Genomic DNA, 15,991 nt, shown 5'->3' with positions numbered 1-15,991 from the left:
ATGGGGGAGGCTGGCCGGTCCGCCGTACCGGGGAGGGGAACCGCGTGCCCGACACGCTCAGCTACGCCGACGCCATCCGCCTGCTCGGCGGCGAGAAGAGCCGGGTCGTCGACTGGTTCGACAAGCTGGCCGGCGGGGCGCTGCTGGCCGCGCCGGCGTCGGTGCCGGCGCTGCTCGGCATCTTCGACGCCAGGGCGGAGTTCGTCCGGTTCGGCAACGAGCTGGTGCGCACGGTGTCCGAGAAGCGCTCCGGGCTGTCCCGGTACGGGCGGACCCAGCGGCTGGAGGCAGCCCACGCGGTGATCGCGGTGACCGCCTTCTTCGAGGCGCTGAGCGCGGCGGACCTGCCGTTCGACCTTCTGGACCTGGCGATCGACCGGGCGGACCAGTTGATGCTGGCCGGCGCCCGGCACGCCGCGGACGACCTCACCGCGGCGTTGTTCGACATGACAGCGCCGACGCCCGGCCCGCACCTGCCGCAACCGGCGCTGAGGTCGGCGCTCGCCGACTGGTACGGGCAGCAGGCCAAGCGGTTCTACTTCTTGCTCCATGGGCTGGCGACCGGCGACGCGCTCTCCGACCGGGACTGGCGGGTCACCGTGCAGGTCATCGAAGGTCTCCCCGCCGCCGCCGTCGACAAATACGTCGCCCTACTGCACCGGCTTGCCGCGGACTTCCCCGAGGTGTCCTTCTGGGTCGACCTGCACGAGCACGAGGCCACCCGGGTCGAGGTGCGTCGGCTGTCGCTGGGCCTGGCCGACCTGCACCGGGTGTTGGCCGACCTGTCCACCGGGTCGGCCCCGGACGGGCGGCGGGCCGGCCTCGCCGCCGCGTACGCCGCCGACCTGGACCGACCGATAATCGCCTCCGGTGACGTGCCGGCCGGGCTGAGGGTGCCGACGCTGGGCGAGGCGTACGTGCCGCCGCTATGCCGGATCGCGGACCTGGACCCGACCGCGCGGCCCAGCGACGAGAGCTGGTGGGACGACGAGCCACAGCGCGACGACCTCTGGCAGGCGCTCCTCGTCCACTTGACCCTGCCCGGTGCCGTCCGGGCCCCGCTGCTGGTGCTCGGGCAGCCCGGCTCGGGCAAGTCGGTGCTCACCCGCGTCGTCGCCGCCCGGCTGCCGGCCGCCGACTTCCTGGTGGTCCGGGTGGTGCTCCGCGACGTGCACGCGGCCGGCGACATCCAGGAGCAGATCGAGGAGGCGGTGCGGCAGGACACCGGCGAACGCGTCGAGTGGCCGGCGCTGGCCCGCTCGGCCGGCGACGCGCTGCCGGTGGTGCTGCTCGACGGCTTCGACGAGCTGTTGCAGGCCACCGGCGTCAGCCAGACCGACTATCTGCGGCGGGTGGCCGCCTTCCAACGGCGGGAGGCCGACCAGGGTCGGCCGGTGGCGGTGGTGGTGACCAGCCGGACCAGCGTGGCCGACCGCGCCCAGCCGCCACCCGGCACGGTCGCGGTGCGGCTGGAGCCGTTCGACGAGGTCCGCGTCGACGCCTGGGTGCGGACCTGGAACCGGGTCAACGCCGTGGCGTTCCGGGCACCCGGCGCCCGCTCGCTCGACCCGGCCACCGTGCTGTCGCATCGGGACCTCGCCGAGCAGCCGCTGCTGCTGCTGCTGCTGGCCCTCTACGACGCCGAGGGCCACGACCTGCGCCAGGCCGGCGAGCTGCGCCGCGGCGAGCTGTACGAGCGGCTGCTGCGCCGCTTCGCCCGGCGGGAGGTGGTCAAGCAACGTGCCGGCCTGCCCGAGCCGGAGCTGGAGCGGGCGGTCGAGGCGGAGCTGTGCCGGCTCGCCGTGGTGGCCTTCGCGATGTTCAACCGGGGTGTGCAGTGGGTGAGCGCCGCCGAGCTGGACGCCGACCTGGCCGCGCTGCCGTTCGGCGGGTCGGTGTCGGCGTCGGCCCGGCGGGACGGGTTGCGCGCTCCGCTGGCCCCGGCCGAGGTGGTGCTGGGCCGGTTCTTCTTCATCCACCGCGCCCGCGTCGACGACGAGACGCGCCGCCGCGAGACCTACGAGTTCCTGCACGCCACGTTCGGCGAATACCTGGTGGCCCGGCTCATCGCGCAGGTGGTCGACGACCTGGTCGCCCGGCAGCGGGCGGCCAGCCTCACGCTGACCGGTGAACCGGTCGAGGACGATCTGCTGCACGCCCTGCTCTCCTACGCCGTGCTCAGCGGCCGGACCACCGTGCTCGGCTTCATCGGGGAGAGGTTGCGCGACGGTCTCGCGTGGGCCGACCTGCTGGTGCAGTTGTTCCGGGCCGCGCCGTACGCGACCGGCGCCCGCCGCTTCGACGGCTACCGTCCCCGTCGCCTGCGGGAGCCCGCCCGGTGCGCCGCCTACACCGCCAACCTGTTGCTGCTGATCCTGGTGGCGGCGGGGGAGACCGTCGGGCGGACGCTGTTTCCGGAGGACCCGGTGGCCGAGTGGCGGGCCCAGGTGGGGTTGTGGCGCTCCCAGCTCGCACCGGAGGAGTGGGAGAGCCTCAGCGACGTGCTGGCCCTGGACCGGCTCGGGGCGTGGCCGGACCGGGACGTCCGATTGCGGCTGGGCGACCGGCTCGCGGTGCCGCCGAAGGCCGACCCGCTCTGGGCGCCCGGCGCGCCACCGGTGCTGTGGGGCGGTGGGCTCGGCCTGCCGGCCGAGCTGCTGACCCGGGTCCGCCGCGCCGCCCACCTCGCCTGTGACGTCGACGGGGCGGTGCTCGTCAGCGCGCTGGAGCCGATGTTCGACAAGCTCGCCACGGCGCTGGCCCTGGTGGTCCGTTCAGATGCGGGCGGTTCGTCGTCCGCCGCACACGCGCTGCTCGAGGCGTGGCTGCTGCCGATGCGCGCGGCGACGTGGGAGGAGCGGCGGCGGGTGTACCAGCGGTGTGTGTTCCTGGCCGAGCGCGGCACGGACCTGGTCCCTGACTGGGACCGGAGCGCCTTCCTGCGCCTGCTGCTCGACCGGGTGGCCTGTGACGACGGTGCGTCCGCCGAGGTGGTGGCCGAGGTGGTGGAGGCCGTGTATCGGCAGGACCTTCCGGTCACCACCGAGATGTCGGCGGCGATCGTGCGTTGTGTGTACCGGGGACTCGGCGTGGATCGGCGGGTCGACAAGCGGCTCGCCGCGGTCGTCCAGGCGGTGGCGGCGTCGCCCCTGCCGCCGAGTTATTCGACCACGGAGGAGATCCTCATGGACGTGGTCGTTCGGCTACACGAGACCGGCGTGGCGACGGTGCCGGTCGAGGCGTCCTTTCTCGACGACTTCGACCAGCGGCACGGAAGACGCCGGCCCGACCTGGTGCGTCGGCTGGTTCCGCTGGTCAAGGATCCGGCGAACCTGACGCCGAAACACCGACAGGACGCTGTCGCGGACACCCCTGAGGCTGGCTCCTGACGACGTCGGCCGACCGGCCGGCGCAGCGAGGAGGCAGCATGTCGAGCACGCCCGTGACCTGGTTCGAGATCGGCTCCGACCGCCCGGACGAGGCGCAGCGCTTCTATGCCGACCTGTTCGGCTGGAGCTTCGAGGAGCAGGGTGGCCCGGGCCGGTCGTACCGGCAGACCGCGGCCGGCGGTGAGCGGGGGATCGGCGGCGCGATCCGGGGCACCGACTCCGGCGCCGACAACTACGCGATCTTCTATGCCCAGGTGACCGACGTGGCGGAGAGCTGCCGGCAGGCCGAGAAGGTCGGCGGCACGGTGGTGGCGCCGCCGGTGACCACCCCGACCGGCCTGCCCCACGCCCGGCTGCGTGACCCGTCCGGCAACCTGCTCGGCGTCTTCACCCCGCCGGCCGAGGGCTGAGCGCGCTTCGGGTGCGGTTGTGGTCGCCCAGACGACAACAACCGCACCCGAACCCAGCCCCGCTGACGGTCCGTCGTGGGCGGGCGGCGTTAAGCGGGGGCCCCGCCTATACCGGAGGCGTTAACCGGGGGCCCCTCCTTGCCTGCGAGGGTGGCCCCGCCGGGCCGGTCAGGAGGGAGAGCGACCGGCGAGGGGTGGCGGGGCCACCCGGGTCACTTGTCGCCCTGGTCGGGCTTGCCCTCCGGGCCGGGCCTGCCGTGGTGACCGGGTCCGCCGGGGCCAGGGAACACGCCGGCCTCGGCGGCCTTGAGTACGGCGTCGGCCTGCTCCTGGGTCAGCTTGCCGTCCTCGACGGCCTGGTCCAGCCGCTCCTTCAGGGCGGCCTGCCGGTCCTCCGTCGACGGCGGCTTCGGCCGCTCCGGCCGGTCGGCCTGTCGGTCCGGCCGGTCGGCCTGCCGCTGGTCGCGCAACTTCTCCAGGGCGGCGGTGACCTTGTCGGCCGGCACGCCCAACTCCTTGGCGAGCGCGTCGGCGAACTCGGACTGCCGGTCGGCGCGGTGGTCGTCGCGCGTGTCGGTGCTGGCGCTCGGGGAGGGGCTCGGGCTGTTGTCGTCGGCGAGCGCCACCGTCGGGGCGGCGATCCCGGCGCCGAGCACTCCGGCGGCGGCCAGGCCGACCAGCAGGCGCTTCCGTGTCGTGCGGATCATGCGGGTCTCCTTCACGGTGGTAGTGCGATGACGTCACCGACAGTGACCGCCGGAGCTGGGGGCAACCCGTGGCGAACCTGTCAGCGAGCTGGCAATTGCGGCCCAGGACCGGGACAAATGTGGTTGCGCGGTCACCCCGACGGTGGGAAGGCTGGGCGGATTCCCGACGAGAGGTCACGCCATGACACAGCCCGTCATCCGCGAGGTCGCGCTCACCGGGCCGGGCTCCGGCCCGTACTCGATCACGGTCGGGCCGGACGGCGCGCTCTGGCTGACGTTGGCCGGCTCCGGCGGCGTCGCCCGACTGGGCCTCGACGGCGACGTGCGGACCTACCGGGCCGCCCCGCCGGAGAGCCGGCCCCTGATCATCACCACCGGCCCCGACGGCGCGCTCTGGTACACCCGCTCCGGCGACCACCGGCTCGGCCGGATCACTGTCGACGGCCGGGTCGACTCGGTGGCGCTCCCGCCCGGCTGCGCCCCGTGCGGCCTGGCCGCCGGACCGGACGGCGCGCTCTGGTACGCCGGCATGGGCGACGACACGGTCGGTCGGGTGGCAGTCGACGGTACGGTCAGCACGTTCCCGTTGCCGGTGGCCAAGGGCTTCCCGTCGATGCTTGCCGCCGGGCCGGACGACGCGCTCTGGCTCACGCTCCACCAGGCGAACGCGATCGCCCGGGTCGACCTGGACGGCGCGGTGACGCTGCACCCGCTGCCCACCGAGGCCGCCGGGCCGGTCGGCATCACCCGGGGCGGCGACGGGGCGCTCTGGTTCGTCGAGATCGCCGCCGGGCAGGTCGGCCGGATCACCCCGGACGGGCGCGTCGACGAGTTCCCGCTGCCGGACCGGGCGGCCCGCCCGCACGCGATCGTCGCCGACCCGGCGGGCGGCTGCTGGTTCACCGAGTGGGCCGCGAACCGCGTCGCCCACGTCACCCCCGACGGCCAATTCACTCATTACCCGCTGCCCAGTCCCGCCGCCGAACCCCACGGCCTGACACTCACCCCAGACGCATCGGTCTGGACCGCCCTGGAAACCGGCGCGGTAGCCCACCTCACCCCCCGCTGAGATCGATCATGAGGTTGGCGGCGACTCAGAGATCGACAACTGCCGCCAACTTCATGATCGGCGGGGAAGGACCAGGGTCAGCGGACGGCGGGGGTTACCGTCAGGGTGCCCTCGGTGGTGTTCAGGGTGGCCTGGGTGTTTATCGGGACGGTTAGCTGAGCCGGGCCGTGGCCGATGGGGAGGCCGCCCAGGACCGGTACGCCGAGGTCGCCGAGGCGGTCGGTGAGCACGTCGACCACCGTGGTGTCCCAGCCGTCGGCGCACTCGGTGAACTGGCCGAGCGCCACCCCGGCCACGCCGGCCAGGGCACCGCAGCGACGCATGTGGGTCAGCATCCGGTCGACCTTGTAGGGCGGCTCCTGCACCTCCTCGACAAGCAGGATCGCCCCGGTCAGGTCGGGCATGTCCGGGGTGCCGATCGACGCGGTGATCAGGCACAGGTTGCCGCCGAGCAGCCGGCCCTCGGCCCGGCCGGGCACCCGCACCGGGTACGTCTCCTCCGTCTCGACCGCCGCGACGGTCACCGGTTCGGTGGTCATCAACGCGGCGTGCAGCGACTCCGCCGAGCGGATCGGGGTGCGCTCGTCCCGCCAGGCGGCGCCGGGACCGTGCACCCCGGCCAGCCGGGCGCCCCGCCAGAGCGCGAACTGCAACGCGGTGATGTCGGAGAAGCCGGCCACCACCTTCGGGTCACGGCGTACCGCCGCCATGTCGATCGCGTCGACCACCCGCTGCGCGCCGTACCCGCCCCGGGTGCAGATCACGCCGCGGATCTCCGGGTCGGCGAACGCGAGGTTCAGGTCGTCGGCCCGCTGCGCGTCGTCGCCGGCCAGGTAACCCCGCCGGGCGTACGCGTTCGGCGCGGGCACCGGGCGCAGGCCCCAACCGGTGAGCAGCTCCATGCCGCGGGCCACCCGCTCGGGACGGGTCGGCCCGGACGGCGACACGAGCATCACCGCGTCGCCGGGACGCAGGGCCGGTGGGCGCAGGCAGTCGTCGGTGGGCACGTCCGCGAGCCTAGTGCCGCCGAGCCGCACCGCTCGCGCGTGGGCACACCGGCTAGCCTCGACGTCGTGGCGACCGCGCTGGTGATCGAGAACGACCCGACCGACGACCTCCGCCGCCTGGGTGAGTGGCTCACCGAGGGGGGTCTGGAGCTGCGCGTCCTGCGCCCGCACGCGGGCGACGCGCTCCCCGCCGACCTGGAGGGGTACGCCGCGCTCGTGGTGCTCGGCGGCGAACAGCAGGCCCACCCGCTGGCCGACGGCAGCCCCGGCGCGCCCTGGTTCCCGGCGGTGGAGGGGCTGCTGCGCAAGGCGGTCCGTGGGCGGGTGCCCACGCTGGCGATCTGCCTCGGCGCGCAGTTGCTCGCCACCGCGCACGCCGGCCAGGTGGAACGCAGCCCGTCCGGGCCGGAGGTCGGGCCGACCGTGGTGGGCCGGCGCGACGCGGCCGAGACCGACCCGCTGTTCCGCTACGTGCCGCTGATGCCCGACGTGCTCCAGTGGCACGCCGACGAGATCACCGAGTTGCCGCACGGCGCGACGCTGCTGGCCGCGTCCACCCGCTATCCGCACCAGGCGTTCCGCCTCGGCGACCGGGCGTGGGGGCTCCAGTTTCACATCGAGTGCGACACCGCGATGATCGCCGACTGGTCCCGCGACTCCGCGATGCTTGCCGAGCTGGGCTTCGACCCGGAGCTTGTGGTGGCCGCGTGCGACCGGGCGATGGCCGATGTCGAGGAGGCGTGGCAACCGTTCGCGATCCGGTTCGCCGCGCTCGCGCTCGGCGAGCTGGGCGACGACAACCCGCGCCGCAGCCTGCCGCTGCTCGGGGCCTGAGGTGACCCGGCCGGCCCGCGGGCGCCTGGCCCGCTACGGTTTCGCCGAGGGCGCCGGCGGGGCGCGCGCGGTCGACCTGCTCGGCCCGGACGGGCTCGCCCTGTGGCGCCCGGACACCCAGGAACCGGCCGACGACCGTGCCGCCGAGCTGCTGACCGCGCTGTCCCGGGCCGCCGACCCGGACCTGGCGCTGCGCCAGCTGCACCGGCTCGTCGAGGCCGAGCGGCGGTTCGGCGACGAGACCGCGGTCCGCGACGCCCTGGCCGGCGACTCCGGCCTGCGCCGCCGCCTGGTCGCGGTGCTCGGCGCCTCCTCGGCGCTCGGCGACCACCTGGTGGCGAACCCCGGGCAGTGGGCGGTCCTTGCCACCGAGCCGGACGGGCTCGCCCCGACCGCTGACGGCCGGCTCGACCTGACCGCCGCCGCCAAGCTGACCACACTCACCGGCGCGGTCCCGCTGCTGCGGCACGCGTACCGGTTGGCGTTGCTGCGGATCGCGGCGGCCGACCTGACCGGCGGGCGTGGCCTGGAGCAGACCATGGCGGCGCTCTCCCGGCTCGCCGACGCCACCATGGCCACCGCCTACGACATCGCCGTCGACGAGTTGCCCGAGGGCACGGTCCCGCCCCGGCTGGCGGTGGTGGCGATGGGCAAGTGCGGCGGCGACGAACTCAACTACGTCTCCGACGTCGACGTCATCTTCGTCGCCGCCGGAGACGACGACCTGACCGCCGCCACCCAGATCGCCACCCGGCTGATCCACGTCTGCGGGCTGGTCGCCTGGCCTGTCGACGCCGCGCTGCGTCCGGAGGGCAACCGGGGCCCGCTGGTCCGGACGCTCGCCAGCCACCTGGCCTACTACCGCCGCTGGGCCCGCACCTGGGAGTTCCAGGCGCTGCTCAAGGCCCGCCCGGCAGCCGGCGACCCGGAGCTGGCCCGGGAGTGGACCGAGGCGCTCGCCCCGCTCGTCTGGACCGCCGCCGAGCGGCCGGAGGCGGTCTCCGACGTCCGGTCCATGCGCCGCAAGATCCTCGACAACGTCCCGCCGAAGGAGCTGGAACGCGAGATCAAGCGCGGTCCGGGCGGGCTGCGCGACATCGAGTTCGCCGTCCAACTGCTCCAGCTCGTGCACGGCCGCGGCGACGAGTCGCTGCGCGTGCCGGGCACCCTGCCGGCGCTGCGCGCCCTGGTCGCCGGGGGCTACGTCGGCCGCGCCGACGGTGAGGCGCTGCTGCGCGGCTACCGCTTCCTGCGCGCCGTCGAGCACCGGCTCCAGCTCCAGGGCCTGCGTCGCACCCACACCGTGCCGACCGAGCCGGCCGCGCTGCGGTGGCTCGCCGCCGCGCTCGGCTACGCGGCCACCCCGGGCCGCAGCGCCATGGAGGAGTTCCGTGCCGGCTGGGTCACCCACGCCACCGAGGTACGCCGGCTGCACGCCAAGCTGCTCTACCGGCCGCTGCTGGAATCGGTGGCCCGGGTGCCGGCCGAGGGCCTGCGGCTGGCCCCGGAAGCGGCTCGGCACCGCCTGGAGGTGCTCGGCTTCGCCGACCCGGCCGGGGCGCTGCGACACCTCCAGGCCCTCACCGGCGGGGTCAGCCGCACCGCCGCGATCCAGCGCACGCTGCTGCCGGTGCTGCTGGACGAGTTCGCCGACGCCCCCGAGCCGGACCGCGGGCTGCTCAACTACCGGCAGGTCTCCGACAAGCTGGGCAGCACCCCGTGGTATCTGCGCCTGCTGCGCGACTCGGGTCCGGTGGCCCGCCGGTTGGCCCGGGTGCTCTCCTCCTCCCGCTACGCCGCCGACCTGCTGGCCCGGGAGCCCGAGGCGCTGCGGCTGCTGGCCGAGGACAGCGAGCTGACGCCGCGCCCCCGGGAGACGCTCGTCGAGGGCTTCGTCGCCGCGGCGGCCCGGCACGACGACCCGGTCGAGGCCACCCGTGCGGTCCGCGCGCTGCGCCGCCGGGAGCTGGTCCGGATCGCCGCCGCCGACGTGCTCAGCCGGGCCGGGTCGCTCGCCCCGCTCACCCCGCGCCCGGTGGGCGGCGGGGAACGCCGGCCCACCATGGTGGACGTGAGCGCGGTCGGCACCGCCCTCTCCCACGTCACCGACGCCACCCTGACCGCCGCGCTGCGCGCCGCCCGGGCCGCCCAGCCCGGCCCGCCGGGGCTGCGCTTCGCCGTGATCGGCATGGGCCGCCTCGGCGGGTACGAGTCCAACTACCTCTCCGACGCCGACGTGCTCTTCGTCTACGACCCGCCGCCGGGGGTGGAGGAGAGCGCGGCGAGCGCCGCCGCGCACGCGATCGCCGAGGAGTTGCGCCGGCTGCTCTCCGCGCCCGCCCCCGACCCGCCGCTCGGCGTCGACGCCGACCTGCGGCCGGAGGGCCGGCAGGGTCCGCTGGTCCGCAGCCTGGCCGCGTACGCCCAGTACTACGCGCGCTGGTCGAAGGTGTGGGAGGCGCAGGCGCTGCTGCGGGCCCGGTTCGTCTGCGGCGACGCCGAGCTGGGCGCCGAGTTCGAGGCGATGGTCGAACCGGTGCGCTACCCGGCCGACGGGCTGACCCGCGAACAGGTGGTGGAGATCCGCCGGATCAAGGCGCGGGTGGAGACCGAGCGGCTGCCCCGCGGCGCCGACCCGGCCACCCACACCAAACTGGGCCGGGGCGGGCTCGCCGACGTGGAGTGGGCGGTGCAGCTACTCCAGCTCCGGCACGCCGGCCGGCTGCCCGCGCTGCGCGGCACCCGTACGCTCGACGTCCTGGCCGCGGCCCGCGACGCCGGCCTGCTCTACCCGGAGGAAGCGGCCGAGCTGGCCGCCGGCTGGACGCTCGCCGCCCAGGTCCGCGACGCGCTGATGCTGGTGCGGGGCCGGGCCGGTGACCAACTGCCCCGGCACGGGGTGGAGCTGGCCGGCGTGGTGCGCCTGCTCGGCCACGAGGACCCGGGCGAGTTCCTGGACGAGTACCTGCGCACCGGCCGCCACTCCCGTACCGTCGTGCAGCGCATCCTCGAAGCCCCCCTGAGTTGAAAGGCGGGGCCCCCTGTTAACGCATTCTGCATAGCAGGGGCCCCCGCTTAACACCGTGCGGTCCCGTCCTCGCCAGCTCTCGTCGATCCACCGCCACAAGTCCAAGATCGACCCCACCTCCAGTGCCGTGATCATGAAGTTGCCGGCGGTGTTGATCTCCGTGGGTGCCGTCAGCTTCATGATCACCCGCTCTTCCGCATGGCTCGGGTGAGGTGGCGTGGCGGGTTGCTTGTTGACACCGCCACCTCGCCGAACTGGTGTGGATCATGCTGGAATCAGCCGGTGAGGGTGTACGTGCCGGGGCGGGGGACGGTCACGGTGAGCCAGTCGCCGTCGGGGGAGAGCGTGGCGTCGCCGGTGACGGTCAGCCAGCGGTCGTGGCGGACCCGGATCCGGACCGGGCCCGGCGCGGAGACGCGGAACGTGACCGAGGCGGCGTCCTGCCGGACCAGCTCGCCGGGGGCGCCGACAAGCGGGGTGGGCGCCGCGACCGCGTACAGCCGCCAGTGCCGGTCCGACCAGACCTCGGTCAGGTACGGCTGGCCGGCGGCCACCAGCTCCGCCTCCGGCCGCCCCACCCAGGACAGCTCGGCGTCGGGCACGGCGACGTACTGCACCGCGTTGTCGAGCAGCCAGGCCCGGTAGCTGTCGGCGGTCAGCGGGACGCCGGTGCCGGGCGCGCCGGGGACGGTGGTGAAGAACAACGGGTTGCGGTCGATGTCGGCCTGACGCAGCCAGCCCCGGGCCAGCGGCACCTCGCCGAGGCGGGCCGCCTCCCAGTAGTTGCGGGTCGGGGGCACCTCCACCCGCCCGGTGAGCCCGCGCCGGCCCAGCTCCGCGCGCAGCGGCGCGAAGTACGCCGGGTCGGCCGTCGGATCGCCGGAGCTGCGTACGTCCGCCGTGACCACCGGTGGCTGCCACCAGCAGACCACCGCCAGCAGCGCGGCAAGCGTGACCACCCCGACACCCCGAGGAAACCGTCCCGCGAGCCGGCCAGCGCCGAGCCGGCCAGCGCCGAGCCGGCCAGCGCCGAGCCGGCCAGCGCCGAGCCGGCCAGCGCCGAGCCGGCCAGCGCCGAGCCGGCCACCGGCGAGCCGGCCAGCGCCGAGCCGAGTGGGGTCGAGCCATGCGGGAGGCGTCGCGGCGGCGGCCAGCACCGGCAGCGCGAACATCACCACCAGGCGGGTGGCGTTCAACCCGACCGGGGTGGGCAGCAGCGCCGCCGCCAGCACCCCGGCCGCCGAGAGCAGCGCGCCCACCCGCACCGGCCGGTACGCCACAAGCGCCGCCACAAGCAGGCTTGTCACCACCGCGTGCACCGTGTCGGACCGGCTGATGTTCATCCAACCGCCCTCGCCGAACAGCAGCCCGGTCACGGCGAGGGGCGCGGCGGCCGGCACGGCGAGCAGCAGGCCGTCGGCCCACCGGCGGGTGAGCAGCAGCGCGACGCCGACGAGCCCGACGAACAGCCCGGCCACCGGACTGGCCGCCGAGGCGAGCAGCGCGGTCACGCCGGCCGCCCCGGCCCGCAACAGCCCGACCCGGCCGACCGCTTCGGCGGGTGTCGGACCGGTGGGGTCGGCCGCGCCGGCGGGCAGCGAGCCGGGCGTCGGACCGGTGGGGTCGGCCGTCGCGGTGGGTCGTGAGCTGGGCGTCGGACCGGTCGGGCGGGCGGTCCGGGACCGCGTCGAGGCGGTGGGCAGGGTTAGGGCGAGCAGCGCGGCCAGGCCGAACGCGACGCCGAGGGCGTAGGTGACCCGGCCGGAGACCAGGTTGCCCGCGATCGTGGCCACCCCGACCAGGCTGCCGAGCAGGGGCCGGGGCACCCGGACGCGGACCAGCAGCGCCGCGAACGCGGTGGCCGAGGCGAGCAGCGCGAGCGCGCCTGTGGGGCGTACCCCGAGCAGCGCCATCAGCGGCGGGGAGACGAGGCTGTAGCCCCACGGGTGCACCCCGCCGTACCAGCGCAGGTCGACCAGGGCCGGCCCGTGCGCGGCGAAGAAACCGGCGCGGGCGACCTGGGCGGACAGGTCCGAGCCGGTGGCCGGCAGGATCAGGTAGAGCGCGGCGAGGACGAGCGCCGACGCGGCGGAGACCGCCACCACCCGACCGCCCCGCATGCCCACCTCCTGATCGCGGACCACCGTACTGGCAGCATGGCGAATGTGTCTCACCACCTCTCGCGCTGGACCGGCCTGGCGGGCTCGGTGCTGCTCGCCGTGGCCGCGTACCTCGGCGGCGCCCTGCCCGACGGCGACCTGCGGCCCACCCCGGTCAGTATCTGGCAGGGCCCGGACGGGCCGCTGATCATCGCGTTGTGGCTGGCCGGCACCGCGCTGCTGGCCTGGGCGTGGTGGTCGCTGCGGGACCGGATCCCGTCCAGCCGGTGGGTGCTCGTCACGGTCGCGATCTGGCTGCTGCCGATGCTCGTCGCCCCGCCGTTGGGCAGCCGGGACGTGTACGCGTACGCCTGTCAGGGTGCCAGCTTCTCGGCCGGGCTCAACCCGTACGAGCAGGGCGTGTCCGCGCTGCCCTGCCCGTGGCTGGACACCATCTCGTACATCTGGCGGGACACCCCGGCGCCGTACGGACCGCTGTTCGTGCTGCTCGCCGGCGCGGTGGTCAAGGCCACCGGGTCGCTGTGGGGCGCTGTCGCGTTGTTCCGGCTGCTCGCCCTGGCCGGGGTGGCGCTGACCGCCTGGGCGCTGCCGGCGCTGGCCCGCCGCTGCGGGGTGCCGCCGGAGCGGGCGCTCTGGCTGGCGCTTGCGAGCCCGCTGGTGCCGGTGCACCTGGCCTCCGGGGCGCACAACGACGCGATGATGGTCGGCCTGCTCGTCGCCGGGCTGGCCGTGGTGGCGTCCCGACCGGGCCGGCCGGGTCCGCTGCTCGCCGGTGGGCTGCTGCTCGGCCTGGCCGCCGGCATCAAGGTCACCGCGCTGGTGGTGGTGCCGTTCGCGGCGCTGGCCGCGATCGTCGGGCCGTACCGGATCCGGGCGCTGATCCGCGAGGGCGGGTGGGTGGTCGGCGGCGCGCTGGCCGCGCTGGCCGCCGTGACCCTGGCCGCCGGTCTCGGCCTCGGCTTCATCAGCGGCCTTGAGCAGGGCGGGCTGGTGGTGGCCTGGACCTCGCCGCCGACGGCGGTCGGGCAGACCGTCGGCTATCTGCTGGCGCCGTTCGGGGTGCACGTCGACGCGCTGCCGGCGACCCGGGCGATCGGCATGATGGTGCTGGTCGTGCTGCTGATCTGGCTCTGGTTCCGGGCGTGGCGTCGGGGTGAGCCGTTCTGGCACGCGGCGCTGGCGCTTGTCGCCACGGTCGCGCTCGCCCCGCTGTTCCACCCGTGGTACTGGCTCTGGCCGCTGGCCGTGCTGGCCGCCACCGCCCGCCGGACCGGTTGGTTCTCGATCGTCGCCCTGGTGTCGGCGTTCCTGGTGCTGGCCGACGGGACCGGTCTGCCCCGCTTCACCAAGATGCCCGGCGCGCCGTTGATGACGCTGTTCGTGATCGTGCTGGTCGTGCGGTTGGTACGGTCGGCTCGCAAGGTGCGGGAGCCGGTGGGGGCGGACTGAGGAGTGTGCCGGTGAGCGAGCCCGACGCGCCGGTCCGGCCGGTCGCCGCCGCTCTCGCCCGCTACGCCGGTCTCGCCGGTGCGGTCCTGCTCACCGTCGCCGGTTGGCTTGGCGGGGCACTGCCCGACGCCCCGCCGCGGACCACGCTCGCCGGTATCTGGCAGGCCCCGCACGGGCCGGCGACGCTCGGCTGCTGGCTGGTGGGGACCGTGCTGCTGGTGGGCGCCTGGTGGTCGCTGCACTGGGGTGCCCCGTCCGGCCGGTGGGCGTACCTGACCGCCGGGCTCTGGGCGCTGCCGCTGCTGGCCGGGCCGCCGCTTGGCAGCCGCGACGTCTACTCGTACGTCTGCCAGGGCTGGACCTGGACGGAGGGCGTCAGCCCGTACCGGGTGGGGGTCGCCGTTGCCGGCTGCCCGTGGACCGATTCGGTGTCGCCGATCTGGCGGGACACCCCAGCGCCGTACGGGCCGTTGTTCGTCCTGCTGGCCGGCCTGGCGGTGCTCGCCGGGGGCGGCCTGGTCGGGGCGATCGTGCTGCTCCGGGTGGTCGCGGTGGCCGGGGTGCTGCTCGTCGCGTACTGCCTGCCCGGCCTGGCCCGGGCCGCCGGGGTGCCGGCCCGGCGGGCGGTGTGGCTGGTGCTGGCCTGCCCGCTCGTCGGCGTGCACCTGGTGGCCGGCGCGCACAACGACGCGCTCGCGTTCGGCCTGCTCCTGGCCGGGCTGCTGGTCCTGGTCGGCCGGCCGGTCCGGCTCCGCGCGCTGCTGGTGGCCGGGGTGCTGCTGGGCCTGGCGGTCGCGGTGAAGGCTACCGCCGTGGTGGTGCTCCCGTTCGCGGCGCTCGCCGCCGTGCCCGGCCGCCACACCTGGCGGGCCCTGGTGCGCGACGGCGGCCGGCTGGCCGCGGTGGTGCTCGGCACGCTGCTCGTCGTCTCGCTCGCCACCGGCCTCGGGCTGGGCTGGGTGGACGGCCTCGGCCACAGCGCCGACTCCCAGCAGTGGACCTCGCCGCCGACCGCTGTCGGTTTCGTGGTCGACTACGCCGGTGAGCTGGCCGGCCGCCATCCGCACGCGGTGCCGGTGGCCCGGGCGGTCGGGCTGGTGCTGCTGGCCGGGGTGCTGGGGGCGCTCTGGTGGCGGGCGTGGACGGCGCTGCGCCGGCGCGACGACACCGGCCCGGGGGCGGCGGGTCCGGAGGCGACGGCCCGGACGCGGGTGGCGCTGCTCGGCGCCGGCCTGGCGCTCGCCGCCACGGTGCTGCTCGCCCCGGTCTTCCACCCCTGGTACGCGATCTGGCCGCTGGCCCTGCTCGCGGTGGCGGTGGCGTCGCCGGCCCGGACGGTCTGGTTCGTGGCGCCCTGCGTGGTGGCGTCGGTGCTCACGTTGCCCGACGGCACCAACCTGGCCCGGTTCACCAAGGCGCCGGGCGCGGTGCTGATGACCGCGCTTGTGGTGGCCGTCGTGGTGGCGGGTGCCCGGGCCGGGCTGCGCCGCCGGCACGCCGCCGGCTGATCCGCCCGGAGCCCCGGGAAACGGCCGGGCCGGCCCCGCGCTGTCGCGGAGCCGGCCCGGCCGGTGCTGACGAGCGTGCTCAGCAGTCGTAGTACATGGCGAACTCGTGCGGGGTGGGGCGTAGGCGCACCGGGTCGACCTCGTTGGCCCGCTTCCAGTCGATCCAGGTGGAGATCAGGTCGGGTGTGAACACGCCGCCGTCGAGCAGGTAGTCGTGGTCGGCTTCGAGTGAGTCGAGGACTGCCGGGAGTGAGCCGGGGACCTGCTTGACGTCGCCCCATTCCTCGGGGGGCAGGTCGTAGAGGTCCTTGTCGATGGGGGCCGGGGGTTCGATTTTGCTTTTGATGCCGTCGAGGCCGGCCATCATCATCGCGGAGAAGGCGAGGTAGACGTTTGCCGAGGGGTCGGGGACGCGGAATTCGACGCGTTTGGCCTTGGGGTTGCTGCCGGTGACCGGGATGCGGGTGCAG

9 protein-coding genes and 2 pseudogenes are annotated in these 15,991 nt (G+C 75.2%); 7 read left to right on the top strand and 4 right to left on the bottom strand.

Annotation, left to right across the window (positions count from 1 at the left end):
- Positions 1 to 44 precede the first annotated feature (44 nt).
- Positions 45 to 3,389 (top strand): NACHT domain-containing protein, encoded by a 3,345-nt coding sequence (locus SM450_RS29265; protein WP_474623010.1) that lies wholly within the window; start codon positions 45 to 47, stop codon positions 3,387 to 3,389.
- Between the two features lie 38 nt (positions 3,390 to 3,427).
- The gene (locus SM450_RS29260; protein WP_474623009.1) at positions 3,428 to 3,799 is read left to right on the top strand and encodes a VOC family protein; all 372 of its coding nucleotides are present in this window, start codon (positions 3,428 to 3,430) and stop codon (positions 3,797 to 3,799) included.
- Positions 3,800 to 4,011: 212 nt separating this feature from the next.
- Here SM450_RS29260 and SM450_RS29255 read toward each other — a convergent pair whose 3' ends face one another.
- Positions 4,012 to 4,506 (bottom strand): hypothetical protein, encoded by a 495-nt coding sequence (locus tag SM450_RS29255; protein WP_474623008.1) that lies wholly within the window; start codon positions 4,504 to 4,506, stop codon positions 4,012 to 4,014.
- A 181-nt stretch (positions 4,507 to 4,687) separates the two neighbouring features.
- On the opposite strand from SM450_RS29255, the gene SM450_RS29250 reads away from it, so the two are divergent.
- Positions 4,688 to 5,575, top strand: a complete 888-nt coding sequence (locus SM450_RS29250; RefSeq protein ID WP_474623007.1) for a Vgb family protein — start codon at positions 4,688 to 4,690, stop codon at positions 5,573 to 5,575.
- A gap of 77 nt (positions 5,576 to 5,652) precedes the next feature.
- Here SM450_RS29250 and SM450_RS29245 read toward each other — a convergent pair whose 3' ends face one another.
- Complete coding sequence (locus tag SM450_RS29245; RefSeq protein WP_474623006.1) at positions 5,653 to 6,582, bottom strand: S66 peptidase family protein; 930 nt, start codon at positions 6,580 to 6,582, stop codon at positions 5,653 to 5,655.
- A gap of 66 nt (positions 6,583 to 6,648) precedes the next feature.
- Between SM450_RS29245 and SM450_RS29240 the strand changes: the two genes are divergently transcribed.
- Both SM450_RS29240 and SM450_RS29235 read left to right on the top strand, forming a co-directional pair.
- Positions 6,649 to 7,416 (top strand): type 1 glutamine amidotransferase, encoded by a 768-nt coding sequence (locus SM450_RS29240; protein ID WP_474623005.1) that lies wholly within the window; start codon positions 6,649 to 6,651, stop codon positions 7,414 to 7,416.
- A gap of 1 nt (position 7,417) precedes the next feature.
- On the top strand, positions 7,418 to 10,444 hold the full coding sequence (locus SM450_RS29235) for a bifunctional [glutamine synthetase] adenylyltransferase/[glutamine synthetase]-adenylyl-L-tyrosine phosphorylase (RefSeq protein ID WP_474623004.1): 3,027 nt from the start codon (positions 7,418 to 7,420) through the stop codon (positions 10,442 to 10,444).
- Positions 10,445 to 11,580: 1,136 nt separating this feature from the next.
- Here SM450_RS29235 and SM450_RS29230 read toward each other — a convergent pair.
- Positions 11,581 to 12,564 (bottom strand): annotated as a pseudogene (locus SM450_RS29230) (hypothetical protein); the annotation flags it as partial.
- A 45-nt stretch (positions 12,565 to 12,609) separates the two neighbouring features.
- On the opposite strand from SM450_RS29230, the gene mptB (SM450_RS29225) reads away from it, so the two are divergent.
- Complete coding sequence (gene mptB, locus SM450_RS29225; protein ID WP_474623003.1) at positions 12,610 to 14,013, top strand: polyprenol phosphomannose-dependent alpha 1,6 mannosyltransferase MptB; 1,404 nt, start codon at positions 12,610 to 12,612, stop codon at positions 14,011 to 14,013.
- 11 nt (positions 14,014 to 14,024) lie between these two features.
- Positions 14,025 to 15,521 carry a polyprenol phosphomannose-dependent alpha 1,6 mannosyltransferase MptB gene (gene mptB, locus SM450_RS29220; protein ID WP_474623002.1) on the top strand — a complete coding sequence of 499 codons (1,497 nt, stop codon included), beginning with the start codon at positions 14,025 to 14,027 and terminating at the stop codon, positions 15,519 to 15,521.
- A gap of 79 nt (positions 15,522 to 15,600) precedes the next feature.
- Here the strand turns inward: mptB (SM450_RS29220) and SM450_RS29215 are convergent.
- Positions 15,601 to 15,991 (bottom strand): annotated as a pseudogene (locus SM450_RS29215) (type I glutamate--ammonia ligase); the annotation flags it as partial.

It is taken from the genome of Micromonospora marincola (assembly GCF_056150385.1).
The sequence above is the reverse complement of the archived record's forward strand: the minus strand, read 5'-3'. Positions and strand labels throughout refer to the sequence as shown.

Bases quoted from the DNA above. Each gene is read 5' to 3' on its own strand.
- SM450_RS29260 (WP_474623009.1), top strand. From the start codon at position 3,428: ATGTCGAGCACGCCCGTGACCTGGTTCGAGATCGGCTCCGACCGCCCG.
- SM450_RS29255 (WP_474623008.1), bottom strand. From the start codon at position 4,506: ATGATCCGCACGACACGGAAGCGCCTGCTGGTCGGCCTGGCCGCCGCC.
- SM450_RS29250 (WP_474623007.1), top strand. From the start codon at position 4,688: ATGACACAGCCCGTCATCCGCGAGGTCGCGCTCACCGGGCCGGGCTCC.